Below are 26,021 nucleotides of genomic sequence, written 5' to 3'. Positions count from 1 at the left end.
GGCGAAACTCTATGCAACGGCTGGTGCTCAGGCCGAATGGTCGCCGCCGCCGGGACGCTCACGGTTCGCGAATCGCTCGTCGGTGACCCTGCGGGCGGCCTTGCGCAGCCGCTCCGGCCCGTCGGCGTCGACCCCGAGCGCGTCGACGAGTGTCGTGAACCGCGCACGCTCGGTGGCCAGCAACGCGTCCACCCGCCGGGTCAGGTCGCGCCGGGCCCGCTCGGCCAGCTCGCGGACCGCCTGGTCGCCGAACACCGCCTCGAGGAGCTTCTGCCCGATCACCGCACTGCCCCCCGCGATGCCGGCCTCGGCACCGGTCACGCCGGCGGTGTGGGCGAAGACGATCACCATCAGGGCAACCGAGAGGCCGTTGACGCCGTAGGCCAGGAACCGGGCGGTGCCCCGCTTGTCGGCGCCCTCGCTGCGCACCATGTCGAGCACGTCCTGCTGCCACTCGCGCACGGCCCGCTCGGCGTCGCGCCGGAACTCGCGTGACGCCCGGCCGAGGTCGACGGAGCCACCGGCCAGCAGGGCCTTGCCCTGGGCGGTCGAACGCCAGGCCCCGGCGGCACGTTCGGCCGCGGCCTCGGCGTGCTCGAGCAGCAGCGTCTCGAGGCCGGACTCGACCGCGACGGTGACCCGCTCGGCCTGGTGCGGCTTGCCCTTCACGGCGGCGACCACACGGTCGCGCACGCGTCCGACCCGGGACTCCAGGGAACGCAGCAGCTCTCCGGTGCCGACGAACTCCTGCCACCGGGCCAGCACCTCGCCGCGCAGCAGGGTGCCGTCGGCACTGGCGCTGGCGATCGCCTCGGCCGCGTCGTCGTACGCCGTGTCGACGTCGGCGCGCAGGGATGCGGTGGCCGCCACCTGCTCGTCCAGGGCGTCGGCGACGGCGTACGCCCGCGAGGACACGGAGCGGATGGCGCCCTCGAGGGTCTGCTTGACCACGGCAGCCCGCGCGTCGGCGTCGGCGGCCAGCGACTCGAGCCAGCCCCTGATGTCCTTCACCGCGGCGGCGGGCAGCAGGCCCTGGTCGTCGACGGTGCCCTCGGTGACCACGAACAGCGGCGAGTCCTTGAGCCCGCGGCTGGCCAGCATGCGGGCCAGGTGGGCGGCAACGGTCTCGATGGCGTCGGCGGGAGTGCGGTCGAGGACGATCGCGACCGCGGTGCTGCGGTCGGCTGCCTGCTTGAGGAACTCCCACGGCACCTGGTCGGCGTACCGCGCGGCGGAGGTGACGAAGAGCCAGAGGTCGGCGGCGGCCAGCAGCTGCGCGGCCAGGGTGCGGTTGCGCTCCTCGACGGAGTCGATGTCGGGTGCGTCGAGCACGGCCAGCCCGGCCGGCACGGAGTCCGCGGGCACCAGCTGCAGGGCGGACGGGTCACCGGTGGCCCGCTCGGTGCGCTCGAGGTCGGGGAGGATGCGGTCCTGGCCGAACCAGTGCGCGTCCTCGGGGTTGTGCACGAGGACGGGAGACCGCGTCGTCGGGCGGAGCACGCCGGGCTCGGTCACCCGGGTGCCGACCAGCGAGTTCACCAGCGTCGACTTGCCGGCGCCCGTCGAGCCACCGACCACGGTCAGCAGGGGCGCGTCGATCGTCATCAAACGCGGGATGACGTAGTCCTCGAGCTGGTCGACCATCTCGGTGCGAGCGGCACGCTGCTCGTCCACCCCGGGTACGTCGAGCGGGAGCGGCGACTCCTGGAGCGCGCCGCGCAGTCGCACGAGCGCGGTGAGCATCGTCGTGGAGCCACTCATCGGTGACGGCCTCCTGCAGGAATGGGCGTGGGGAACGCGATCAGGGGCCGAACCGCGTGCATGCGCTCCACGAACGCCTGTCCCCGCTGGGCAAAGTTACGGGGCGCCGTGCCCCGGAGCACGCGATGGTGAAGGTACCCCAGTTCGACTGCCGCCTGCTGATAGTCCCTCATCGCCTGCGCGCCGCGGGCACCGCCTCGGGCCCGGGCGAAGGCGCGGGCCTGGCGTCGGGCGCGCAGGTCGACGACGTGCGGGATGTCCTGCGGCGCGATCAGGCCCCGGGCCGCGGCGTCCTGGAGTGCCCGGGCGAGCAGGTCGCGCTCACGGGTGCGGGTCCACACCGCGAGCACCACGAGCAGCACGAACACCGGGATCATCACCAGCAGGTAGACGCCGAAGAAGCCGGCGCCGTTGGCCAGCAGCGTCGAACCGTTCCAGGCGGCGTGCAGCCCGACCGCGAGGGCGTAGCCGACGACCGGGCCGAGGATGCGGACGGCGGTCGACCGGCTCGAGACCGCCAACCCGATGCCGATGCCGGTCATCGCGGTGAACAGCGGGTGCGCGAACGGGCTGACGATGCAGCGGACCACGAAGGTCGCGCCGAGTCCGGGGAGCCCGCCGGGCGCACCGCCCTCGGTGCCGTTGTAGGCCGCGGTCAGATAGAGGATGTTCTCGGTGAACGCGAAGCCGATGCCGACCATGCCGGCGTAGACGATGCCGTCGAGGATGCCGTCGAACTCCTGGCGTCGCCAGACCAGCAGGAGCACCAGGAACAGTCCCTTGGTGAGCTCCTCGGACAGCGGCGCGACGATCGCCAAGGATGCTTCGTTGGACCAGCCGCCCACGAAACCGCCGACGCCCTGCACCACCAGGGCCAGGAACGTCGCGACGAAGGCACCCCAGGCCAGGCCGAGCGCGAGCAGCGTCTTCGGCTCCGGTTCGTAGCGGTCGAGCCACAGGTAGCAGGCGATCAGCGGCCCGACCGGGACCAGCGCGAAGATCGCCGCGAGCACCACCGAGGGGCCTTCTCCGGACAGCGCTGTCACCAACGCGATCGGGATCGCCGCCAGCGCCGCGATCAACGAGACCACGATGGTGAAGACGAGGCTCTCGTGGCGGCGTACAGGCATGGGGGGAAGCGTATCTGCTCGCGTGGCGGGTGAGTCGTATGGTGGAGTCGTGAGCGAGATCGAGAACACACACCCCGAGTCCTCTGACCATTCGGCAACACCCCAGCCGAAGACCGAGTCCCACGACCAGGCCGTCCCGGAGGCATGGTCCGCCTTCATGCGCCAGGGCTGGGCAGACCGCGAGTCCGACGTACCCCCGCATCCCGTGACGGCGCCCGCCGCGGCCCGCCGCCAGCGCCTGTCCGACGCGTTCCCCGGTGAGCGCCTGGTGATCCCGGCCGGCAACTACAAGGTGCGCGCCAACGACACCGACTACCGGTTCCGCCCCGACACGGCGCACACCTACTTCTCCGGCAACCAGACCTCCGACGCGGTGCTCGTCGTCGACGGTGGCGAGGCGGTGCTCTACGCGCGCCCGCGCTCGGGCCGTGACACCGACGAGTTCTTCCGTGACCGCCAGTACGGCGCACTCTGGGCCGGCCGGCGTGCCTCGCTGGGCGAGATCTCCGCGTCCCTCGGCGTGACCACCAAGCACATCGACGACCTGCCGGCGGCGCTGTCCGGCACCGGGAAGACCCGCGTGCTGCGCGGCATCGACCGCACGGTCGACGGCCTCGTCACCGGCGACGAGGAGCGCGACCGCGACTTCGCCCGCGTCGCGTCCGAGATGCGACTGGTCAAGGACGACTGGGAGCTCGGCGAGCTGGCCGAGGCGTGCGACATCACCACGCTCGGCTTCGAGGACTCCGTCCGTGACTGGGACAACGTCCTGAAGTACGGCGAGCGCTGGATCGAGGGCACGTTCTTCCGCCGGGCGCGCGCGATGGGCAACGACATCGGCTACGACTCCATCGTCGGCGGCGGCAGCCACGCCACGACCCTGCACTGGATCGAGAACTCCGGCCCGGTCACGCCCGGCGAGATGCTGCTGCTCGACATGGGCGTCGAGGGCACCAACCTCTACACCGCCGACGTCACCCGCACGATCCCGGTCGACGGCACCTTCACCCCGTTGCAGCGCGACCTCTACGACCTCGTCCACACCGCGCAGGAGGCCGGCATCCAGGCCGTGCGCCCCGGCGTACCCTTCCTCGCCGCGCACCACGCCGCGATGGAGGTGCTGGCCACCGGGCTCGGCGACATGGGCCTGCTCCCGGTCTCCGTCGAGGAGGCGCTCGACCCCGAGTCGAAGGTCTACTCCCGTTGGACCCTCCACGGCACCAGCCACATGCTCGGCCTCGACGTGCACGACTGTGGCTCCGCGGCGCCGGAGGTCTACCCGAAGGGCGACCTGGCCGAGGGCATGGTGCTCACGGTCGAGCCGGGGCTCTACTTCCAGGAGGACGACCTGCTCGTCCCCGAGGAGCTGCGCGGCATCGGCATCCGCATCGAGGACGACATCGTGGTCACCGCCGACGGGTTCAAGAACCTGTCGGAGTCCCTGCCCCGCACGTCGTCCGACGTCGAGGCCTGGATGGCGCGACTGCAGGGCTGATGCGCTGGTTCGCGGCAATGCTGGCCGTCGCCGGGCTGACGCTGGTCACTCTGTCTGTGGGCGCGCTCGTCCCCGGCACGGCGCAGGCCGCCGACCGCTTGCCGTTGCCGGTCGGGACCCACTGGGACTACCAGCTCGGCGGTGCCCGGCCGGTGCCGGCGTCGGTCGGCGTCGTGCTGCGTGATCGCCGCGCGACGCCGGTCCGGGGCCGCTACAACATCTGCTACGTCAACGCGTTCCAGACCCAGCCCGACGAAGGACGGTTCTGGCGCACCCGCCAGCACCTGATCCTCAAGCGCGACGGTCGCCCGGTCGTCGACTCGGCCTGGGGCGAGAAGCTCCTCGACCTCCGTACACCGGCCAAGCGGCGCGCCCTCGCCCACATCGTGGGCGCGTGGATGTCCGGCTGCGCCCGGGCCGGCTTCGACGCCGTCGAGCTCGACAACCTCGACTCGTTCTCCCGCAGCCGACGACTCATCACGCCGCGCCAGACCAAGGCGTACGCCGCATTGCTGACGCGCCGGGCCCACCGGTCCGGGCTCTCGGTCGCCCAGAAGAACTGGCCGGCCCTCGACGGACGACGCATCGGCTTCGACTTCGCGGTCGCCGAGGAGTGCGCGCGCTGGCACGAGTGCGGCGCCTACGCGGCCCACTACGGACGCCGGGTCCTCGTCGTCGAATACCGCGACCGCGACTTCAGGCGGGCCTGTCACAACCAGGGCCGGAGGTTGTCGGTGCTCCGCCGTGACCTGGCACTGTCGCGCACCGGCGTACGGCGTTGGTGCTGAGCGGGCTCACATGACTAGACGCGGCCGACCACGCACCACGTCGTACCCGTGATCTCGAGGTCGGTTGCCGGCATGAGGGATGCGGCGGCCTCACGCAGGGCTTGGCGCTTCTCCTCGTCGAGTCGCGCGTAGTGGTCGCCGACCGGTCCGGTGCCGTTCGTCATCGGTTCCCACCAGTCCTCGAACGTGGGCAGGTGCACGTGGATGGTGAGCTCCGACTCCACCCGGTCCTCGAAGCCGGCCTCCGCGAAGAGCTGGGCGAGGTGGCCGCGCCGGCAGCCGGGGATGTTCGCCTCGCTGGCACCCCCCGGCTCGACTCGCTCGGCGGCCCGCCAGTACGTCGTCAGCGGGGTCCGCTCGCCGGCGTGGTCCCAGGCGCAGGCCGCCACGACTCCCCCGGGTCTGGTCACCCGGGCCATCTCGCGCAGCCCGGCCACCGGGTCGGCCATGAACGGCACCACCAGCTGGGCCATCGCCACGTCGAACGTGTCGTCGTCGTACGGCAGCGCCTCGGCGGACCCCCGTCGTACGTCGACTTCTGGGAGGCGGTCGCGGAACGCGGCTACGAAAGACTCGGACGGGTCGATCGCGCAGACCGCCTCGGCTCCCAGCTCTCGCACCAGCACCGTGGTGAGCGCGCCGGGACCGCAGCCGACGTCGAGCGCGCGCTGGCCGGCACGCACCCCCGCCGCACGGATGAACTCCTCGGCCATCGGCGTGGAGTAGCGGCCCATGAACCTGCCGTAGGCGTCGGCCGCGACCTCGAATCCCATGTCAGAACGCTAGTCCGCAGCGGCCGACCACGACATCACCCGCATGGGTCAGAAGTGCGTCACTCGGCGCGATTTCGGAATTTCTATTCCAGATTGTGGAATCCTTGCTCGGATGTCACCCACGCACGAGCCGACGCGCCTACCGTCGGTCTCATGCGCAGAGCAAAGATCGTCGCCACCCTCGGCCCGGCCACCTCGACCCCCGAGCAGATCGGCGCGCTCGTGGACGCCGGCATGGACGTCGCGCGCCTGAACATGAGCCACGGCACGCAGGCCGACCACGAGAAGTCCTACCTGATGGTGCGCGAGGCCGCCGAGGCCTCGGGCCGCGGCGTCGGCATCCTGGCCGACCTGCAGGGGCCCAAGATCCGCCTCGGCCTCGTGCCGGACGGCCCGATCCGGCTGGCCCAGGGTGACCCCTTCACGATCACCACGCGGGACGTCCCCGGAGACGCGCGCCTCTGCTCCACGACGTACGCCGGCCTGGCGGGCGACGTCTCCCCCGGCGAGCGCATCCTGATCGACGACGGACGGGTCACCCTCGAGGTCACCGCCGTCGAGGACACCGAGGTGCACACCGAGGTCGTCGTCGCCGGGCCGATCAGCAACCACAAGGGCATCAACCTCCCGGGCGTCGCGGTGTCGGTGCCGGCCCTGTCCGAGAAGGACAAGGACGACCTGCGCTTCGCCCTGCACCTGGGCGTCGACCACATCGCGCTGTCGTTCGTGCGCTCGGCCCAGGACGCCGAGGACGTCCGCGCGATCATGCGCGAGGAGGGCATCGTCCGCCCGGTCATCGCGAAGATCGAGAAGCCCCAGGCCATCGACAACCTCGACGAGGTGATCAAGGCGTTCGACGCGTTCATGGTCGCCCGCGGCGACCTCGGCGTGGAGTGCCCACTGGAGGACGTGCCCTTCCTGCAGAAGCAGGTGATCGAGAAGGCCCGCCGCAACGCGAAGCCGGTCATCGTGGCGACCCAGATGCTCGAGTCGATGATCTCGGCACCGCAACCCACCCGGGCCGAGGCCAGCGACGTCGCCAACGCCGTGCTCGACGGCGCGGACGCCGTGATGCTCTCCGGCGAGACCAGCGTGGGCGACCACCCCGTCGCCGCCGTCGCCACGATGGCCCGGATCATCGAGTCCACCGAGGACCACGGTCTGGCCCGGATGGCGGCGATCGACTGGCAGCCACGCACCAAGGGCGGCGTGATCGCCAAGGCTGCGGCCGAGGTCGCCGACAGACTGGGTGCCCGCTACCTGGTCGCGTTCACCACCACCGGCGACTCGGCCCGCCGCCTCTCGCGCTACCGCAGCCGGATCCCCGTGCTGGCCTTCACGCCCGTCCCCCTGGTCCGCTCGCACCTGAGCCTTTCCTGGGGCGTCGAGACGTTCGTCAGCGCCGAGGTCGAGAACACCGACGCCATGGTGCTGCAGATCGACGAGGCACTCCTCGCCTCCGGCCGGGTGGCCGCGGGTGAGCTGGTAGTGCTGATCGCCGGCACGCCGCCCGGCACCCCCGGCTCGACCAACGCACTGCACGTGCACCGGGTCGGCGACGCGTTCAACGCCGTGCCGCCGGCGTACCGCCGAAGGGCCTGACGAGAGGCAAGACACCCAACCGCGGCGCGACGACGAGGTCCGGCGACCACTGCGTCTGCCGGGCCGACCGGCTCGTTCTGCCCTGGGTAGTTGAGGCCAATCGGCCCAGCGTGCGACGAACTTCTCGCCGACCCGGACAAGCGGCACAGCACAGCACAGCACGGCGCCTGACGGCCGCTGCGGACGAGCTGTTCAGCCGCGACCGGCGTAGGGCATGCCCGTCGCGAGGATCGTCATGGCGGGCACGCTGACTCCCAGTGGGAGCCGCGCCATCGCGACGACGGCGTCCGCCACGTGGCGGGGGTCGAACGTCGGCTCGGTCTGCCCGAAGCCCGAGGTCATCTCGGTCGCGGCATTGCCGATGTCGATCTGACCGACCGCGATGTCGTGGGCGCGCCCGTCCAGGGCCAGCGCCTTGGTCAGGCCGGTCATCGCGTGCTTGGTGGAGGTGTACGCCGCACTCCCCGGCCGCGGCGTGTGTGCGGAGATCGACCCGTTGTTGATGATCCGGCCGCCTCGCGGGTCCTGGCGCTTCATCTGCCCGAAGGCCGCACGGGCACAGAGGAAAGCGCCGGTCAGGTTCACCGAGACGGTGTCGAGCCAGTCGTCCACGGCGATCTCGTCGACCTCGCCCTTCGGGCCGAAGGTGCCGGCATTGTTGACGAGCACGTCGACCCGACCCCAGGCGTCGACCACCGCGGCGAAGGCCGTGTCGACACTCGAGGGCACCGTGACGTCAGTCGGCAGCACGAGGGCGTCAGCGATCGACTCGGCGGTCTCCTCGAGCGCGTCGGCACGACGACCCAGCAGGGCGACCGTGAAGCCGGCCCCGGCCAGGCCGTGCGCGATGGCACGACCCAGGCCGGAGCCGGCTCCGGTGACGACGGCAACAGGCATCAGAGGGCCAACGCCGTCACACGAACTGACGGCTCAGCTTGGCGTGCCGGTTGACGTCCTTGTAGAGCAGGTAGCGGAACCGACCGGGGCCGCCGGCGTAGCAGGCCTGCGGGCAGAAGGCGCGCAGCCACATGAAGTCGCCCTCCTGCACCTCGACCCAGTCGTTGTTCAACAGGTACATCGCCTTGCCCTCGAGCACGTAGAGCCCGTGCTCCATGACATGGGTCTCCGGGAACGGGATCGAGCCGCCCGGCTCGAAGTTGACGATGTTGACGTGCATGTCGTGGCGGACGTCGGTCGGGTCGGCGAACCGCTGGGTCGACCACGCACCGTTGGTGCCGGGCATCTCGCCGGCCTCGACGTCGACCTCGTTGGTCACGAACGCCTCGGGCACGTCGATGCCGTCGACGAACTGGTAGGCCTTGCGGATCCAGTGGAAGGTGGCGGTGGCGTCGCTGGTGTTGTGCAGGGTCCAGGCCGAGCCGGGCGGCAGGAACGCGTAGCCACCGGGCCCGAGGTCGTGCTTCTCCCCCTCGAGGTCGAGGACCAGGTCGCCCTCGACCACGAAGACCACGCCCTCCGCGCCCTCGTCGAGCTCCGGCTTGTCGCTGCCACCTCCCGGCGAGACCTCGACGATGTACTGCGAGAACGTCTCGGAGAAGCCGGACAGCGGCCGGGCGATCACCCAGAGCCGGGTGTTCTCCCAGAACGGCAGGTTGCTGGTCACGATGTCGCGCATCGTGCCGCGCGGGAGGACGGCGTACGCCTCGGTGAAGGTCGCCCGGTCGGTGGTGAGCTCGCTCTGGGCCGGGTGCCCGCCCTTCGGGGCGTAGTAGCGCGGCGATGCTGGGGTGGTCATGCTCCTCCTCGGGTCAGCAGGCGGCCCTGGGGCTCGGCCTGCTCGGTGATGTCGATGCGCCGACCGCGCAGCCAGGTGCTGCGGACGACACCGGCCAGCGGGCGACCGGCGTACGGCGTGATGGCGTTCTTGTGGTGCAGCTTGTCGACGTCGACGACGAACGCGTCGTCCGGCGCGAAGACGGCGAAGTCGGCGTCGTAGCCGATCTCGATCCGGCCCTTGCTCCGCAGGCCCGTCTGCCGGGCCGGGGCCTGGCACATCCAGCGGGCCACGTCGACCAGGGTGAAGCCGCGACGGCGGGCCTCGGTCCAGACCGCCGACAGGCCGAGCTGGAGCGAGGAGATCCCGCCCCAGGCGACCCCGAAGTCGCCCGTGTCGAGGCACTTGAGGTCGACAGTTGACGGCGAGTGGTCGGTCACGACCATGTCGATCACGCCCTCGCGCAGACCCTCCCAGAGCAGCTCCCTGTTGGCCGCCTCGCGGATCGGCGGGCAGCACTTGAACTGCGTGGCGCCGTCGGGGACCTCCTCGGACGAGAAGGTCAGGTAGTGCGGGCAGGTCTCGGCGGTGATCTGGACGCCCTCGCGTCGCGCGCTGGCCAGCATCGGCAGCACGTCGGAGCTCGACACGTGCAGGATGTGCACCCGGCAACCTGTCCAGCGGGCCAGCTCGATCACCTGCGCGACGGCGAGGTTCTCCGCGCCACGCGGTCGGCTGTGCAGGAAGTCGTCGTACGTCTCACCGTGGGCGGTCGGCGCCCGCTCGATCGCGTGGGTGTCCTCTGCGTGCACGATCATCAGCCCGTCGAAGGAGCGCAGCTCGCGCATCGCCTCCTCGAGCTGGTCGGGGTCGAGGTGCGGGAACTCGTCGACGCCCGAGTGCAGGAGGAAGCACTTGAAGCCGAACACTCCGGCGTCGTACAACGGCCGCAGGTCGGGCACGTTGCCTGGGATGGCGCCACCCCAGAAGCCGACGTCGACGAAGGCCTGGCTCTCCGCAGTCTTGCGCTTGAGCTCGAGGGCCGGGACGTCGCAGGTCGGCGGAATGCTGTTGAGCGGCATGTCGACGATCGTGGTGACGCCGCCGGCGGCGGCGGCCCGGGTGGCGGACGTGAAGCCCTCCCACTCGGTGCGCCCCGGGTCGTTCACGTGCACGTGCGAGTCGACCAGGCCGGGCATCAGCACCTCGTCGTCGGCCAGCTCGAGGAGCTCGGCACCGTCGAGCTCGGAGTCGAGCGGCTCGATCGCGACGATCCTGCCGTCCTTGACGCCGATGAGACGGCCCACCTCCCCAGACGTGCTCACCACACGGCTGGCACGGATCACCAGGTCGCAGGGCTCGTTGACCTGTGCTTCGACTTCTGTACTCATCAAGACCTCACTGTAGTTCCAGAGATGCGTCGTGGATCCCCGAAACCGGGGTGCGCTGTCGCCCCAGACCGATGACCTCGGCCTCGACCACGTCGCCGTCCCGGAGATAAGGCTTGGGCTCAGGGCGGCCGGCGGCGACTCCCCCGGGGGTTCCGGTCAGCACCAGATCCCCCGGCTCGAGGGTCATCAGGGTCGAGACGTAGGCCAGCAGCTCGCCGACGCCGTACGCCATCAAGGAGGTGGTGCCGGACTGGCGCACCTCGTCGTTGACCGTGAGGGTCAGCGTCAGCGCCTGCGGGTCGCCCACCTCGTCGGGCGTCACCAGCCACGGCCCGATCGGGGTGAAGGTGTCCGCGCACTTGCCCTTGGCCCAGGTCGGCCCCGCGGCGATGCGCGAGCGTTCGGAGACGTCGTCGGCGGTGACGTAGCCGCCGACCGCGGCGAGCGCGGCGGAAGGGTCGTGACAGCGCGACAGGCGAGCGCCCATCACCACCCCGAGCTCGACCTCGTGGTCGGTCGTGGTGCTGCCCGCGGGCAAGGCGATCGTGTCGGCCGGGCCGCACACCGAGGTCCCCGGCTTGAGGAACACCACCGGCTCGTCCGGGATCGACGCGCCGGTCTCGAGGGCGTGGTCCTTGTAGTTCAGCCCGATCCCGACCACCTTGCCTGGACGGGCCACGGGTGCGCCCAGCCTGAGTCCGGGTGGCAGGACCGGCAGCGCGCAGGCGTGCACCGCCTGTCGTGTAGCCGCCATCCGCACCGGATCGGTGAGCAGCCGGGCGTCGATGTCGTCGGCGACCGAGCTCAGGTCCCGCAGCAGGCCGCTCGCGTCGAGGGCTGCCGGGCGCTCGCGGCCGATCGCGCCGACCCGGAGCAGCTTCATGCCTCACCGCCGTCGGCGATGACGAAAGGGGGTGCTTGGTCAGCACTCATGGGGTCTCCTCAGTTCATGGCGAGTGGGTGTCGCCGCAAGTTCGTCGCGACACACGACGAGCTTCCGGTGGTCCCCACCAGGTGGGTCTCAGCGATCTGCTGGCCCAGTCGTTCGAGCAGGGGGACGCCGTCGCTCATGCAGCGACTGACGTCGGGTTCGAGATCGGTGAGGGCGTACGCCGCCTCGATGCCGGCCGTGTTCAACCGCGCGGCGTCGAGCCGGTTGACGCCACACACGGCGACGACCGCGATGCCCAACGCCCCGGCGGCCTCGGCCACTCCCGCGGGTGCCTTGCCGTGCAGGGTCTGGGCGTCGAGTGCGCCCTCACCGGTGATCACCAGATCGACGCCGGCCAGCCGTTCGTGAAAGCCGACGAGATCGAGCACCAGGTCGATGCCGGGCCGGAGCTCGGCACCGAGCAGGGCCAGGGCGGCGAAGCCCACACCACCGGCGGCCCCGGCTCCGGCGGCCTCCCGGAGGTCGGTGCCGGTGGTGGTGGCCACGACGTCGGCCCAGTGGCTGAGCGCGTCGTCGAGGTCGATCACCTGGCCGGGACCGGCTCCCTTCTGCGGGCCGTAGGTCGCGGCCGCGCCGACGGGCCCGGTGAGCGGGTTGTCCACGTCGCAGGCGACCACGAACTCCACTCCGTCGGTCCGCGCGCGCAGGTCGGCGAGGTCGAGCGACTCGAGATCGGCGAGGGCCGCTCCCCCGGACCCGATCGGCCGACCGGCGCCGTCCAGGAGACGCGCGCCGAGGCCCTGCAACAGCCCGGCGCCCCCGTCCGTGCTGGCGCTGCCGCCGATGCCGACCACGATGCGTCGGCAGCCGTCGGCGATCGCGGCGGCGATGACCTCACCGGCGCCCAGGGTGCCGGCCGTCATGGGGGCCTGGTCCGACGGCAGCCGGACCAGGCCGGACACGTCGGCCAGCTCGACGACGGCCACGTCGTCGCGGCGCGCGTAGGCCGTGTCGACCGGCTCACCGGTCGGGCCGGTGGCGGTCACCGGGATGTTCGCGAAACCGGCCGCGAGCGCGGCCGCCAGGGTCCCGTCTCCCCCGTCCGCGACCGGCACGGAGTCGACGTCGACGTCCGGCCGGGCACGACGTACGCCGGAGCCCACCGCCGCCGCAACCTCGGCGGCGGTGAGCGACCCCTTGAACTTGTCGGAGGCGATCAGGACCCTGGGCATCGAGAGTCCACTCAGTCCAGCGGAGTGATCGCGGTGGGCGCGTGCTCGCCGCGTTCGGCCAGCTCCTCGAACTCGACGACGTTGTCGATCTCGAGCCCCATGGACACGTTCGTGATGCGCTCCATGATGACCTCGACCACGACCGGGACCTCGAACTCGACCATAAGCTTCTTGGCCTGTTCGAGCGCCGGCAGGATCTCGTCGGGCTCGAAGACGCGGATCGCCTTGCAGCCCAGGCCCTCGGCGACCTTGACGTGGTCGACGCCGTAGCCGTTGAGCTCGGGGCTGTTGACGTTCTCGAACGACAGCTGGACGTGGTAGTCCATCTCGAAGCCACGCTGTGCCTGACGGATCAGGCCCAGGTACGAGTTGTTCACCACGACGTGGATGTAGGGCAGGTGGAACTGCGCACCGACCGCGAGCTCCTCGATCAGGAACTGGAAGTCGTAGTCGCCGGACAGCGCGACCACGGTGGCCTCGGGGTCGGCGGCCGCGACGCCGAGGGCGGCGGGAACGGTCCAGCCCAGGGGGCCGGCCTGGCCGGCGTTGATCCAGTTGCGCGGCTTGTAGACGTGGAGCAGCTGCGCGGCCTGGATCTGGGACAGGCCGATCGTGGAGACGTAGCGGGTCTCGGGACCGAAGGCCTTGTTCATGTCCTGGTAGACACGTTGCGGCTTGACCGGCACGTTCTCGAAGTCGGTCCTGCGCTGCAGCGTCCGCTTGCGCTCGGCACACTCGCCGGCCCAGGTGGTGCGGTCGGCCAGCTTGCCCTGTGCCGCCCACTCCTTCGCCACCTCGACGAAGACCTCGAGCGCGGCCCTGGCGTCGGAGACGATGCCGTAGTCGGCCCCGAAGACGCGACCGATCTGGGTCGGGTCGATGTCGACGTGCACGAACGTGCGGCCCTGCGTGTAGGTTTCGACGCTGCCGGTGTGGCGATTGGCCCACCGGTTGCCGATGCCGATCACGAAGTCGCTGGCCAGCATGGTCGCGTTGCCGTAGCGGTGCGAGGTCTGCAGGCCGACCATGCCCGCGGTCAGCGGGTGGTCGTCGGGGATCGTGCCCCAGCCCATCAGGGTCGGCACGACCGGCACACCGGTGGTCTCGGCGAACTCGACCAGCAGGTCGGACGCGTCGGCGTTGATGATGCCGCCGCCGGCGACGATCAGCGGGCGTTCGGCCGCGTTGAGCATGGCCAGTGCCTTCTCGGCCTGGGCGCGGGTCGCCGCGGGGCGACTGACCGGGAGCGGTTCGTAGGTGTCGATGTCGAAGTCGATCTCGGCCATCTGGACGTCGATCGGCAGGTCGACCAGGACCGGGCCCGGACGTCCTTCGCGCATGATCTGGAACGCCTTCTGGAAGGTGCCCGGCACCTGCGCGGCCTCCATGACCGTGACCGCCCACTTGGAGACCGGCTTGGCGATGGAGGCGATGTCGACCGCCTGGAAGTCCTCCTTGTGCAGCTTGGCCACCGGCGCCTGTCCGGTGATGCAGAGGATCGGGATCGAGTCGGCGGACGCGGAGTAGAGGCCGGTGATCATGTCGGTGCCGGCCGGGCCCGACGTACCGATGCAGACTCCGATGTTTCCGGCCGCGGCCCGGGTGTAGCCCTCGGCCATGTGCGAGGCAGCCTCGACGTGGCGGGCCAGCACGTGCTTGAGCCCGCCGTGTGCGCGCAGGGCGCTGTAGAACGGGTTGATCGCGGCACCGGGGAGGCCGAACAGCTGGGTGGCCCCTTCCTTCTCCAGGATCAGGACGGCGGCGTCGACCGCGCGCATGCGTGCCATGTCAGTTCTCCTTCTGGGTGGTCGAGGTCTCGGTGCCACTGAGGCGCTCGACGCCTCGCAGCAGGCCGGAGTGGTCCAGGGCGCCGTCGCCGTTGGCGAGGGCGCTGCCCATCAGCTGGGCGACGAGCGAGCCGAGGGGTACGACGACACCGGCCTCGCGGGCGGCGCTGGTGACGATGCCCATGTCCTTGTGGTGCAGGGCGATCCGGAAGCCGGGCTCGAAGGAGCGGGACAGCATGTTCTCCTTCTTCTGGTCCAGCACCTTGGAGCCGGCCAGTCCGCCGCCGAGCACCTCGAGGGCGGCCTTGGTATCGACCCCGTAGGCCTCGAGGAAGACCACGGCCTCCGACAGGGCCTGGATGTTGGCGGCGACGATGAGCTGGTTGGCCGCCTTGACGGTCTGGCCGGAGCCGCTCGGGCCGACGTGGACGATGGTCTTGCCGACCGCGTCGAAGACCGGCTTGGCGGCCTCGAAGTCGTCGGCCGCACCGCCGACCATGATCGACAGGGCGGCGTTGACCGCGCCGGCCTCGCCACCGGACACCGGGGCGTCGACGAGCCGGAACCCGTTGTCCTGCGCCTGCTTCGCGAGCTCGACGGTGACGTCGGGGCGGATGCTGGAGAAGTCGATGATCAGCGCGCCCGCCTTGGCGCTGGCAAAGACGTTGCCGTCGCCGGCGAGCACGTCGGTGACGTCCGGCGAGTCCGGCACCATCACGCACACGATGTCGGCGTCGCGCACGGCGTCGGCGATCGACTCCGCGGCGCGGCCGCCGGCGTCGACGAGCGGCTTGGCCTTGTCCGGGGTGCGGTTGTAGCCCGCGACCGAGTGGCCGGCGTTGGCCAGGTGGACGGCCATGGGGCTGCCCATGATGCCGAGTCCGATGAAGGCGATGTTCGTCATTGGTGTGGCTCCTCTTCGTTTCAGTGGGCGGCGGCGGCCGACGTACGGCGCTCGCGGGAAAGCCAGCCGAAGCTGTCGACCGAGGTGGTGGACGGCTTGTACTCGAGGCCGACCCAGCCGGTGTAGCCGCCGGCCTCGAGGGCGGCGAGCTGGCGCATCAGCGGAAGGTCGCCGGTGCCCGGCTCGTTGCGGCCGGGTGCGTCGGCGATCTGCACGTGGGCGACCCGGTCGACGTGGTCCGCGATCACCCGGTCGACGTCGTCGCCGTTGACGGCCAGGTGGTAGAGGTCGGCAAGCAGGCCGACGTTGGTGACGTCGTGGCGCGTGCGGACCCGGTCGATGACCGCGAGGGCGTCGGCGGCCGTCTTCAGCGGGTACGTCGGGGTGCCGCTGACCGGCTCGACCAGGACGGTGCCGCCGATGCGGTCCGCGACACGGGCCGCGAGTGCGAGGCTCTCGGCGCCGATCTCGTCCTGCTCGTCGGCGGAGACCCCGTCGACGCGGTTGCCGTAGAGGGCGTTGAAGGCCCTGCAGCCGAGTCGCTCGCCGATGCCGACGGTGACGTCGATGTTGTCGCGGAACTCCGCGGAGCGGGCCGGCCAGGAGACCAGGCCGCGGTCGCCGCCGGGCATGTCGCCGGCGAAGAAGTTGAGACCGACGAGCTGCACGCCGGCGTCCTGGATGGCACCGACGAAGGCGTCGACGTCCCGGTCCGTGGGCACGGCCTCGGCGAAGGGCCACCAGAACTCGACCGCGTCGAAGCCGGCCGCCCTGACCGCGGCGGGGCGCTCGAGCAGGGGAAGTTCGGTGAACAGGATCGAGCAGTTCACCTCGTAGCGCAGGGTGTGGTCCATGAGGGTTCCTCGTATTCCGTATTTCGCATTGCGGAAGATTACTTCTGTACTTCGGAATCACTGTAGGGCGTGACCCCAGTCACGTCAACCTGTACGTTCCACTCAGGAAGGAGCCGCACATGTTGCTCTCGGAGCTGCTCGCCGCCCCCGGTCTGGGGCTGCGCGTGCTGCACGAGTCCCCCGGATCGCTGGGTCGTCCGGTCGGCCGCGTGATCACCACGGACCTGCTCGAGCCGGGTCGTTACCTGACCGGTGGCGAGCTGGTGATGACCGGGCTGGCCTGGCGCCGCACGCCTGATGACAGCGAGACCTTCGTGGCTTCGGTCGCCTCCCGCGGGGCGACCACGGTGCTCGCCGGCGACGCGCTCCTGGGTGCCGTGCCCGACGACCTGGTCGAGGCCTGCCGCCGGCACGCGTGCACCCTCATCGAGGTCCCGATCGAGGTGGCCTTCGCCGACATCACCGAGCACGTCTCCGCGACCCGCTCGGCGGTCAGCGGAGCCCGGCTCTCACGCCAGCGCCAACTGGTCTCCTCGCTCGCCGACGGCCGCAGCCTCGACGAGCTCGCCGCCCGGGTCTCGGCGGAGGTCGACCGGCCCTGCCGGGTCCTCACCACCACGGGGCGGCACGTCGCGGAGGGACCCGGCCCGCTGGGCCCCACCACGCTCGACGCGCTGGTCCGGGGCTTCCTCGCCGCCGACCGGCTGCCGGCCGTGGCCCGCGACGACGACTCGACGTACAGTCTGTTCCCGGTCGGCCCCGGCCTCGGCAACCGACTCACCTCCTGGCTGGTCGCCGTCGACGGCGACCACGAGCAGTGGCCGCGCGACCACGTCGAGGCAGTGCAGGAGCTCTGCTCGATCGCGGCCCTCGACCGGTCACGCCGTGACGAGGGCGTGCGCGCGCTGCGGCCGACGTCCGCCGACGTGCTGGCGCTCGTCGAGGGCGGGGCGCCGTACGCCGAGATCGCCGTACGGCTGCGCCAGGCCGGCCTCGACCCCGACGGCCCGGTGACCCTCGTCGTACTCGACCTCGACGGCGACGCCCCCGACGACTCCGCCCTTCTGCTGTTCGAGGACGTCGCACTGTCGGTCGGCGGCTCGCCGGTCGTGGCGCCGGGCCGGGACGGCCGCCTGGTCGGGATCCTCCCCTCCGCCCCCGACCTCACCGACCGGTTGCGCACGTCGTTCGCCCGGCTGGCCCCGGGCACCGGTCGCGGTCACCTGGCCGTCGGCCTGAGCGGCGAGGCCCGCACCGACGCGATCACCGGGGCGCTCGAGGAGGCGCGGTTCGCCCACCGGGTGGCCCGCTCCGGCAGTGCACCGGTCTCGGTGGTGGGCTCCGACGAGGTCGCGTCCCACGTGCTGCTGCTGGCCTGCGTCCCCGACGACGTACGCCGCTCCTACGCGCAGCGGGTCCTCGGCGCGGTGCTCGAGCACGACCGGCGCACCAACGGCGAGCTGATCGGCACGCTCGGCGAGTTCCTGTCCTGCTCGGGCTCCTGGGCGCGTACGGCGGAGTCGTTGCACCTGCACGTCAACACGGTTCGCTACCGGATCGAGAAGGTGCAGGAGCTGACCGGCCGCGACCTGTCCCGCCTCGACGACCGGGTCGACGTCTTCCTCGCCCTGGAGTCGCTTGGGTGATCGCACAACGACGAGGGCCTCCACACGCACCACCTTCGGAGGTTCGTCGGGTGCCGCTGGGACCGCCGCGAGCGGATGCTGTTGTGCAGGTCACAAAGACATGCCACGCAGTCATGCCCCCGAGGAGACACCAGTGAAACGATCTCGCAGCCCCCGTACCGCCGTACATCCCGTGGACGAGGTCCTCCCGGTCGGCAAGCTCGCGGTCTACGGCACGCAACACGTGCTCGCGTTCTACGCCGGAGCGGTGATCGTGCCGATCCTGCTGGCGAACTCGATCGGCCTCAGCACCGAGCAGCTGATCCACCTGATCAACGCCGACCTGCTCACCTGCGGCATCGCCTCGATCATCCAGTCGGTCGGCTTCTGGAAGGTCGGCGTACGACTCCCGCTGTTGCAGGGCGTCACGTTCACGGCGGTCTCGCCGATGATCGCGATCGGCCTGGCTGCCGGGGGCGGCACCGACGGCCTGCTGGTGATCTACGGCGCGGTGATCGTGGCCGGCCTCTTCACCTTCGCCATCGCCCCGTGGTTCAGCAAGCTGATCCGCTTCTTCCCGCCGGTCGTGACCGGCTCGGTGATCACCATCATCGGTCTGGCACTGCTGCCGGTCGCGGCCGCGGACGCCACCGGTGGTGCCGGCCCGACCTCCGACCCGACCAGCGGCAAGAACCTGGCCTACGCCCTCGGCACCCTGGCCCTGATCGTCCTGATCCAGCGCGTCTTCAAGGGCTTCATGGCCACGGTCGCCGTCCTGGTCGGCCTGGTCGCCGGCACGGCCGTGGCCTGGATGCTGGGCGACGCCCACTTCGGCTCAGTCAACGACTCAGCCTGGGTCGGCGCGACCACCCCGTTCTACTTCGGCTGGCCGCAGTTCTCCTTCGCCGCCATCGTCTCGATGATCGTGGTCATGCTGATCACCGCCGTCGAGACCACCGGCGACGTGTTCGCCACCGGTGAGATCGTCGAGAAGCGGATCGACCGCGACGACGTCGCCCGGGCCCTGCGTGCCGACGGACTCTCCACCACCCTCGGCGGCGTGCTCAACTCGTTCCCCTACACCTGCTTCGCGGAGAACGTCGGCCTGGTCCGGCTGACCCGCATCAAGAGCCGGTACGTCGTCGCGGCCGCTGGCGCGATCATGATCCTGCTCGGCCTGATCCCCAAGGCCGGTGCGGTCGTCGCCGGCATCCCGCACCCCGTCCTCGGCGGCGCCGCGATCGCGATGTTCGCCACCGTGGCCGTGGTCGGCTTCCAGACCCTGGGCAAGGTCGACTTCCACGACCACCGCAACGTGGTGATCGTGGCGACCAGCATCGGCCTGGCCATGTTCGTCACCGCCCAGCCGCAGGTCGCACAGGCCGTCCCGAACTGGGCCGAGATCATCCTCGGCAGCGGCATCACTCTGGGCAGCCTGACCGCGATCGTGCTCAACATCGTCTTCCACCACATCGGCAAGGACTTCGGCCCGGCCGTGGCCGGCCAACCCGGCGACTCGGTCCGCCTCGACCAGGTCAACAAGATGACCCGTGCCGAGTTCGTCGAGACCTTCGCTCCCCTGTTCCAGGGCCCGCGCTGGGCCGTCGAGCGGGCCTACGACCTGCGCCCGTTCCACGACACCCACGCGCTGCGCCGCTCCTTCCAGGAAGTGCTGTTCTCGGGCTCGAAGGACGAGCAGCGCCAGCTGATCGAGTCCTACCCGGCCCTCGGCTCGAAGCTGGTCTCCGACGGCCTCAGCGGCGAGGCGTCGCTGCGCGACCAGTCCACCCGCGGCCTGACCCACCTGGCCGAGCCCGAGCAGGACGTGCTGACCGCGATCACGTCGGAGTACTCCGAACGGTTCGGATTCCCGCTGATCATCTCGGTCCGCGACGCCTACTCCTTCGAGCGGATCCTGGAGGAGGGCCGCTCCCGGCTGACCAACTGCGAGACCCAGGAGCACGCGGCCGCGCTGCTCGAGATCGCGAAGATCGCGGGCTACCGGTTCGACGACTTCCTCCAAGTTGCCAACCCGATTCACAGTGCGCGGAGCAGAATGGTGAACAAGGGATGAGGAGACCAGCCATGGAGTCATCGACCATCACCGTGAACGGCGAGGCGACCGAGGTCACCGACGTCGCCGCGCACACCACGACGCTCGACTGGCTGCGCAGCCGCGGCCTGACCGGCGCGAAGGAGGGCTGCGCCGAGGGCGAGTGCGGTGCCTGCTCGGTGCTGGTCGCCCGGCCCGGCGCCGACACCCCGACCGAGTGGGTCGCGGTCAACGCCTGCCTCGTGCCGGTCGCCGCACTCGACGGCCAGGAGCTGGTCACCTCCGAGGGCCTCGGCTCGTGCGACTCGCTGCACCCCGTGCAGCGGGAGATGGCGGTGCGCGGCGGCTCCCAGTGTGGCTACTGCACGCCGGGCTTCGTGTGCAGCATGGCGGCGGAGTACTACCGCCCCGGCCGGGTCTCGGCAGGCGCGGCACCCTCGACCGACGGCAACGGCAACGGCTCGGCAGGCGACCACGAGCACGGCGCCAACGGCTTCGACCTGCACGCGCTCAGCGGCAACCTCTGCCGGTGCACTGGCTACCGACCGATCAAGGACGCCGCCGACGCCCTCGGTGCCCCGGCGGCAGGCGACACGTTCGCCGCCCGCACCTCCGCACCTCCGCCGGCGGCCGTGGCCACGGTGCTGAGCGTGGACGGCGCAGAGTTCCGCCGGCCCACCGACCTCGCCGAGGCTCTCGATCTGCTCGCCGAGAACCCCGAGGCGCAGGTGGTCGCCGGCTGCACCGACTTCGGGGTCGAGGTCAACATCCGTGGCGTGCGTGCGCCGTACGTCGTCGCGGTCGACCGGCTGCCCGAGCTGCGCGAGTTCTCGTTCGGGGACGACGAGGTGGTCCTCGGCGCCGGCCTCACCCTCAGCGAGATCGAGCGACTGCTCGAGGGCCGTGTGCCGCTGCTGGCCGAGATGTTCCCGCAGTTCGCCTCGCGCCTCATCCGCAACGGAGCGACCATCGGCGGCAACCTCGGCACCGGCTCGCCGATCGGTGACACACCCCCCGCGCTTCTGGCCCTCGACGCGTCGCTGGTGCTGTCGTCGCCCCGGGGCGACCGGGTGGTGCCGCTGGCCGACTACTTCACCGGCTACCGGACGACGTTGAAGGAGCCGGGTGAGCTGATCCGCGCCGTACGCTTCCCGCTGCCGCTGTCGCCGGTGACCGCGTTCCACAAGATCGCCAAGCGCCGCTTCGACGACATCTCCAGTGTGGCCGTCGGGTTCGCCCTCGACGTCATCGACGGCAGCGTGATCCGCGCTCGCATCGGGCTCGGCGGAGTCGCCGCGACGCCGCTGCGCGCCAGTGCCACGGAGGCCGCCCTGGTCGGTCGCCCGTGGACCGAGCAGACGGTCCGCGAGGCCGCCGCGGTGATGGCCGGCGAAGGAACCCCGATGGACGACCACCGGGCCAGCGCGTCGTACCGCTCGGCGATGCTCGGCCAGTCCCTGCTCCGGCTGTACGCCGCCCACCGACAGGAGGCGATCGCATGATCGGCGAACCCCTTCCCCACGAGAGCGCGTCACTGCACGTGACCGGCGAGGCGCTCTACACCGACGACCTGGTGTTCCGCACCAAGGACGTCCTGCACGCGTGGCCGGTCCAGTCCCCGCACACGCATGCGCGCATCACCGCGCTCGACGTGGCACCGGCGTACGCCGTTCCGGGTGTGGTCCGGGTGCTCACCGCCGACGACGTCCCGGGGGTGAACGACGCCGGGGTGAAGCACGACGAGCCACTGTTTCCCTCCGAGGCGATGTTCCACGGGCACGCACTGTGCTGGGTGCTCGGCGAGACGCTGGAAGCAGCACGCCTGGGCGCCCTGGCCGTCGCGGTCGACTACGAGCCGCTCCCCTCATTGGTCAGCGTCCGCGACGCGATCGACGCCGACAGCTTCCAGGGCGCGACCCCGCACCTGGCCCGCGGCGACGCCGAGGGCGCGTTCGCCACGGCGGAGCACGTCTTCTCGGGTGAGTTCGAGTTCGCCGGGCAGGAGCACTTCTACCTAGAGACCCACGTGTCGCTGGCGCTGGTCGACGAGGGCGGGCAGGTGTTCGTGCAGAGCAGCACCCAGCACCCGTCCGAGACCCAGGAGATCGTGGCGCACGTCCTCGGTGTGCCGAGCCACGAGGTGACCGTCCAGTGCCTGCGCATGGGCGGCGCGTTCGGCGGCAAGGAGATGCAGCCGCACGGGTTCGCCGCGATCGCCGCCCTCGGCGCGCGGCTCACCGGTCGCCCGGTCCGGCTCCGCCTCAACCGCACGCAGGACATGACCATGACCGGCAAGCGGCACGGCTTCCACTCCTCGTGGCGGGTCGGCTTCGACAGTGCCGGCAGGATCGTCGCGCTCGACGCGACGCTGACCGCCGACGGCGGCTGGAGCCTCGACCTCTCCGAGCCGGTCCTGGCGCGCGCGATGTGCCACATCGACAACGCCTACTGGATCCCCAACCTCCGCGTCGACGGTCGGATCGCGAAGACCCACAAGACCTCGCAGACCGCGTTCCGCGGCTTCGGCGGGCCACAGGGGATGCTCGTGATCGAGGACATCCTCGGCCGGTGCGCTCCCATGCTCGGCGTCGACGCGAGCGAGCTGCGGCACCGCAACTTCTACGAGCCCGGCCAGGACACGCCGTACGGCCAGGAGGTGCGGCACGCCGAGCGGCTCGAAGCCTGCTGGAGCCAGGTGCTCGCGAACGGTGACGTCGCCCGCCGGCAGGCCGAGATCGAGCAGTTCAACGCCAGCCACCCCGACGCCCGACGAGGTCTCGCGCTGACCCCGGTCAAGTTCGGCATCTCGTTCAACCTGACCGCGTTCAACCAGGCAGGTGCGCTGGTGCACGTCTACAAGGACGGCTCGGTGCTGATCAACCACGGCGGCACCGAGATGGGCCAGGGCCTGCACACCAAGATGCTGCAGGTCGCGGCGACCACGCTCGGCGTACCCCTCTCTCGGGTCCGGCTCGCGCCGACCCGCACCGACAAGGTGCCCAATACCTCCGCGACCGCGGCGAGCTCCGGTGCCGACCTGAACGGCGCCGCGATCAAGAACGCCTGCGAGCAGATCAAGGCCCGTCTCGCCGAGGTCGAGAGCGATGGCCTCACCTGGGAGGAGCTGGTGCACAAGGCCTACTTCCAGCGCGTCCAGCTCTGGGCCGCGGGCTTCTACAAGACCGAGGGGTTGCACTGGGACGCCGCCGCGATGCGCGGCACGCCGTTCAAGTATTTCGCGTACGGCGTCGCGGCGGCAGAGGTGGAGGTCAACGGGTTCGACGGCTCCTACACGCTGCGCCGGGTCGACATCGTGCACGACGTCGGCGACAGCCTGTCGCCGCTGATCGACATCGGCCAGATCGAGGGCGGCTTCGTGCAGGGGGCCGGCTGGCTGACCCTCGAGGACCTCCGTTGGGACGAGTCCGACGGCCCGAACCGGGGCCGGCTGGCGACCCAGGCGGCCAGCACCTACAAGCTGCCGAGCTTCTCGGAGATGCCCGAGGTCCTCAACGTGAAGCTGCTCGAGAAGGCCCACGAGGACGGCGCGGTCTACGGCTCCAAGGCCGTCGGTGAGCCGCCGTTGATGTTGGCGTTCTCCGTGCGCGAGGCGCTGCGCCAGGCCGCCGCCGCATTCGGGCCGGCCGGGACCAGCGTCGAGCTGGCCTCCCCCGCGACGCCCGAGGCGGTCTACTGGGCTCTCGAGTCGGCGCGCTCCTCGCTGCCCGCCGACCCGGCAAGCGGCCCGGCCCGCGACGTCGCCCGCGACTCCGCCCTCGCCGAGCTGGGTGGGGTGTGACCGAGATGCAGTGGATGCGAGCAGTGCAACGGCTCCGCGAGCAGCGGCAGCCAGGCGTCCTCGTCACGATCACCGCCGTGCGCGGCCACTCACCGCGCGAGGCCGGCGCCAAGATGGTCGTCTCGGCCGACCAGACCTGGGACACCGTCGGCGGCGGCAACCTCGAGGCGGTCGCCGTCGAGCGGGCCCGGGTGATGATCGCCGACGGTGTCGCCGAGCCGGAGGGCTTGGAGATCGCGTTGTCCGACAAGGCGCCGTTCCAGCACGGCGTCCAGTGCTGCGGCGGTGAGGTCGACCTGCTGCTCGAGCCGCTGGCCGTCGTACCGTCAGTCGCGATCTTCGGCATGGGCCATGTCGGCCTTGAGCTCGCGCGCATCCTTTCCCGGCACGACGTCGAGCTGCACCTGGTCGACTCCCGTGCCGACCAGCTGACCGCCGAGCGACTGTCCTCGTTCGACGACGCGGTCGCCAACGTGCACGTGCACCAGGTCCCGGTGCTGCCCGAGCTGGTCGTCGGTGAACTGCCCCACGGCACCCACATGCTCGTGATGACCCACGACCACGCGGAGGACGCCGCCCTGTGCGACGCCGCCCTGCGCAGCGACCGGCTGGCCACCATCGGCCTGATCGGCTCCAGCGCCAAGTGGGCGCGATTCCGCAAGAAGCTCGCCGACGAGGGCCACTCCCCCGAAGCGATCGCCCGCATCACCACTCCCATCGGCCTGTCCGAGCTGACCGGCAAGGTCCCCGCCACCATCGCGGTGAGCGTCGCGGCCTGGCTGCTGCAGCTCTTCGCCGCCGACGTACCCACTGACCACGCCGACCAGGCACCTGCCGCCGACGTACCCACGAACCATGAGGTCTCCTGATGACGCTCTTCCGGGGAACCTTCCTCGACACCCCCGACGACCCGTTCGCCGGCGGCGCACTGCGCGCCGACAGCGACGGCGCCCTGCTGGTGCAGGACGGCGTGATCGTCGCCCGCGGACCGTACGCCGACCTCCGCCGCCAGCACCCCGGCGAGGACGTCGTCGACCTCAGCGGTGGCCTGGTGCTGCCCGGCTTCGTCGACACCCACGTCCACTTCCCGCAGGCGCGGGTCATCGGTGCGCTGGGCATGCCGTTGCTCGACTGGCTCGACCAGTGCGCGCTCCCTGAGGAGGCGCGGATGGCTGACCTGCCCTACGCCGTCGGCGTCGCTTCCGACTTCGTGCGCGGCCTGGTCGCCGCAGGCACGACGAGCGCCCTGGTCTTCGGCGCCCACAACGCCCCTGCCGTCGACGCCCTGTTCACCGAGGCCTCGCGGGTCGGCGTGCGGGTCACAAGCGGACTCGTGGTCGGCGACCGTCGCCTGCTCCCCCCGTTGCACACGACGCCGGAGCGCGCGTACGCCGAATCGCTAGCCCTGGCTGGGCGTTGGCACGGTGTTGGCCGCAACCGCTACGCCGTGACCCCGCGTTTCTCCCTCTCCTCGACGGACGATCTGCTGGCTGCGTGCGGTGCCGTCCTGTCCGAGGTGCCCGGCGCGATGCTCACCTCTCACGTGAACGAGAACCCGTGTGAGATCGCGGCGGTCGGCGAGCTCTTCGGCGGCAGTTCGTACGTCGACACCTACGACAAGCACGGCCTCGTCGGACCCCGCACCGTCCTCGCGCACAACGTCCACGCGACCGACCCCGAGCTCGCAGTGCTGGCCTCACGGGGCGCGGCCGTGGCGCACTGCCCGACGTCGAACGCGGCCTTGGGGAGCGGGCTCTTCCCGCTGGCCCGCCATCTCTCTGCGGGAGTCCGGGTGGCGCTCGGGTCCGACGTTGGCGCCGGCACCGGGTTCTCCTTGCTGAAGGAAGGCCTGCAGGCCTACTTCGCCCAGCAGCTGCTCGGCGAGCTCGGCCATCCGCTCACCGCCGCCCACCTGCTCCATCTGGCGACCAGCGCCGGCGCTGCCGCCCTCGGCCTGGACGAAGTCGGCGACTTCTCGGTCGGCAAGCGCTTCGACGCCCAGTGGCTCTGCCCTGCCGAAGGATCAACGCTGGACGTCGGCCTCGCACATGCCTCCGACGCCGCCGAGGCCCTGGCCCGCACCTTCGCCCTCGGCACCCCCGCCGACGTCCGAACCGTCTGGGTCGACGGCGACCTGGTCAGCTCCGAGGACTCCGACCAGGCAAGCGTTCTCTCGCTGGTCGAGTAGGTCGCGGAGCCT

General features: G+C 71.1%; 20 protein-coding genes. 9 read left to right on the top strand and 11 right to left on the bottom strand.

Annotated elements, in window-relative coordinates:
• Window positions 1-27: 27 nt before the first annotated feature.
• Both ASH02_RS07310 and ASH02_RS07305 read right to left on the bottom strand, forming a co-directional pair.
• Complete coding sequence (locus ASH02_RS07310) at window positions 28-1,761, bottom strand: dynamin family protein (protein WP_235530197.1); 1,734 nt, start codon at window positions 1,759-1,761, stop codon at window positions 28-30.
• Complete coding sequence (locus tag ASH02_RS07305; protein ID WP_056675711.1) at window positions 1,758-2,891, bottom strand: PrsW family intramembrane metalloprotease; 1,134 nt, start codon at window positions 2,889-2,891, stop codon at window positions 1,758-1,760. Before ASH02_RS07305 ends, ASH02_RS07310 begins: the two co-directional genes overlap by 4 nt.
• A gap of 49 nt (window positions 2,892-2,940) precedes the next feature.
• On the opposite strand from ASH02_RS07305, the gene ASH02_RS07300 reads away from it, so the two are divergent.
• On the top strand, window positions 2,941-4,386 hold the full coding sequence (locus ASH02_RS07300) for an aminopeptidase P family protein (protein ID WP_235532472.1): 1,446 nt from the start codon (window positions 2,941-2,943) through the stop codon (window positions 4,384-4,386).
• Entirely contained in the window at window positions 4,386-5,174 is a 789-nt protein-coding gene (locus tag ASH02_RS07295) for an endo alpha-1,4 polygalactosaminidase (RefSeq protein WP_056675704.1), read from the top strand. Before ASH02_RS07300 ends, ASH02_RS07295 begins: the two co-directional genes overlap by 1 nt.
• 14 nt (window positions 5,175-5,188) lie before the next feature.
• Here ASH02_RS07295 and ASH02_RS07290 read toward each other — a convergent pair whose 3' ends face one another.
• On the bottom strand, window positions 5,189-5,947 hold the full coding sequence (locus ASH02_RS07290; protein WP_056675702.1) for a class I SAM-dependent methyltransferase: 759 nt from the start codon (window positions 5,945-5,947) through the stop codon (window positions 5,189-5,191).
• Window positions 5,948-6,100: 153 nt separating this feature from the next.
• Between ASH02_RS07290 and pyk the strand changes: the two genes are divergently transcribed.
• Complete coding sequence (gene pyk / locus ASH02_RS07285; protein ID WP_056675699.1) at window positions 6,101-7,549, top strand: pyruvate kinase; 1,449 nt, start codon at window positions 6,101-6,103, stop codon at window positions 7,547-7,549.
• A 192-nt stretch (window positions 7,550-7,741) separates the two neighbouring features.
• On the opposite strand, the gene ASH02_RS07280 is transcribed toward pyk, so the two are convergent.
• From ASH02_RS07280 to ASH02_RS07245, 8 genes are read right to left on the bottom strand one after another with little or no spacing between them, the layout of a single operon-like run.
• Window positions 7,742-8,446, bottom strand: coding sequence for an SDR family oxidoreductase (locus tag ASH02_RS07280; RefSeq protein ID WP_056675687.1), 705 nt, complete (start codon window positions 8,444-8,446; stop codon window positions 7,742-7,744).
• Window positions 8,447-8,462: 16 nt separating this feature from the next.
• Complete coding sequence (locus ASH02_RS07275; RefSeq protein ID WP_056675680.1) at window positions 8,463-9,305, bottom strand: bifunctional allantoicase/(S)-ureidoglycine aminohydrolase; 843 nt, start codon at window positions 9,303-9,305, stop codon at window positions 8,463-8,465.
• Complete coding sequence (allB, locus tag ASH02_RS07270; protein ID WP_056675672.1) at window positions 9,302-10,675, bottom strand: allantoinase AllB; 1,374 nt, start codon at window positions 10,673-10,675, stop codon at window positions 9,302-9,304. Before allB ends, ASH02_RS07275 begins: the two co-directional genes overlap by 4 nt.
• 7 nt (window positions 10,676-10,682) lie before the next feature.
• Complete coding sequence (locus ASH02_RS07265; protein ID WP_056675665.1) at window positions 10,683-11,558, bottom strand: fumarylacetoacetate hydrolase family protein; 876 nt, start codon at window positions 11,556-11,558, stop codon at window positions 10,683-10,685.
• Between the two features lie 59 nt (window positions 11,559-11,617).
• On the bottom strand, window positions 11,618-12,799 hold the full coding sequence (locus ASH02_RS07260) for a glycerate kinase (protein ID WP_082563472.1): 1,182 nt from the start codon (window positions 12,797-12,799) through the stop codon (window positions 11,618-11,620).
• Window positions 12,800-12,810: 11 nt separating this feature from the next.
• Window positions 12,811-14,586 (bottom strand): glyoxylate carboligase, encoded by a 1,776-nt coding sequence (gcl, locus tag ASH02_RS07255; protein WP_056675660.1) that lies wholly within the window; start codon window positions 14,584-14,586, stop codon window positions 12,811-12,813.
• Window position 14,587: 1 nt separating this feature from the next.
• Window positions 14,588-15,490, bottom strand: a complete 903-nt coding sequence (locus ASH02_RS07250; RefSeq protein ID WP_056675656.1) for a 2-hydroxy-3-oxopropionate reductase — start codon at window positions 15,488-15,490, stop codon at window positions 14,588-14,590.
• Between the two features lie 20 nt (window positions 15,491-15,510).
• The gene (locus ASH02_RS07245) at window positions 15,511-16,344 is read right to left on the bottom strand and encodes a hydroxypyruvate isomerase family protein (RefSeq protein WP_056675651.1); all 834 of its coding nucleotides are present in this window, start codon (window positions 16,342-16,344) and stop codon (window positions 15,511-15,513) included.
• Between the two features lie 119 nt (window positions 16,345-16,463).
• On the opposite strand from ASH02_RS07245, the gene ASH02_RS07240 reads away from it, so the two are divergent.
• The 6 genes from ASH02_RS07240 (at window position 16,464) to ASH02_RS07215 (ending at window position 26,009) form a co-directional block, all read left to right on the top strand.
• A complete protein-coding gene (locus tag ASH02_RS07240) occupies window positions 16,464-17,990 on the top strand; it encodes a PucR family transcriptional regulator (protein WP_056675643.1) in 1,527 nt (508 codons plus the stop codon).
• Window positions 17,991-18,123: 133 nt separating this feature from the next.
• Window positions 18,124-20,043, top strand: coding sequence for a 2-oxo-4-hydroxy-4-carboxy-5-ureidoimidazoline decarboxylase (gene uraD / locus ASH02_RS07235; protein ID WP_200950146.1), 1,920 nt, complete (start codon window positions 18,124-18,126; stop codon window positions 20,041-20,043).
• An 11-nt stretch (window positions 20,044-20,054) separates the two neighbouring features.
• The gene (locus ASH02_RS07230) at window positions 20,055-21,524 is read left to right on the top strand and encodes a xanthine dehydrogenase small subunit (protein ID WP_056675628.1); all 1,470 of its coding nucleotides are present in this window, start codon (window positions 20,055-20,057) and stop codon (window positions 21,522-21,524) included.
• Entirely contained in the window at window positions 21,521-23,821 is a 2,301-nt protein-coding gene (gene xdhB, locus ASH02_RS07225; RefSeq protein WP_056675620.1) for a xanthine dehydrogenase molybdopterin binding subunit, read from the top strand. Before ASH02_RS07230 ends, xdhB begins: the two co-directional genes overlap by 4 nt.
• A 14-nt stretch (window positions 23,822-23,835) precedes the next feature.
• The gene (xdhC, locus tag ASH02_RS07220) at window positions 23,836-24,690 is read left to right on the top strand and encodes a xanthine dehydrogenase accessory protein XdhC (protein ID WP_235532471.1); all 855 of its coding nucleotides are present in this window, start codon (window positions 23,836-23,838) and stop codon (window positions 24,688-24,690) included.
• Complete coding sequence (locus ASH02_RS07215) at window positions 24,690-26,009, top strand: guanine deaminase (RefSeq protein WP_056675610.1); 1,320 nt, start codon at window positions 24,690-24,692, stop codon at window positions 26,007-26,009. Before xdhC ends, ASH02_RS07215 begins: the two co-directional genes overlap by 1 nt.
• The last annotated feature ends 12 nt before the right edge of the window (window positions 26,010-26,021 follow it).

Origin of the sequence: Nocardioides sp. Soil796, assembly GCF_001429525.1 — a bacterium.
GTDB lineage: Bacteria > Actinomycetota > Actinomycetes > Propionibacteriales > Nocardioidaceae > Nocardioides.
This window is presented reverse-complemented; position numbering and strand designations above follow the sequence as displayed.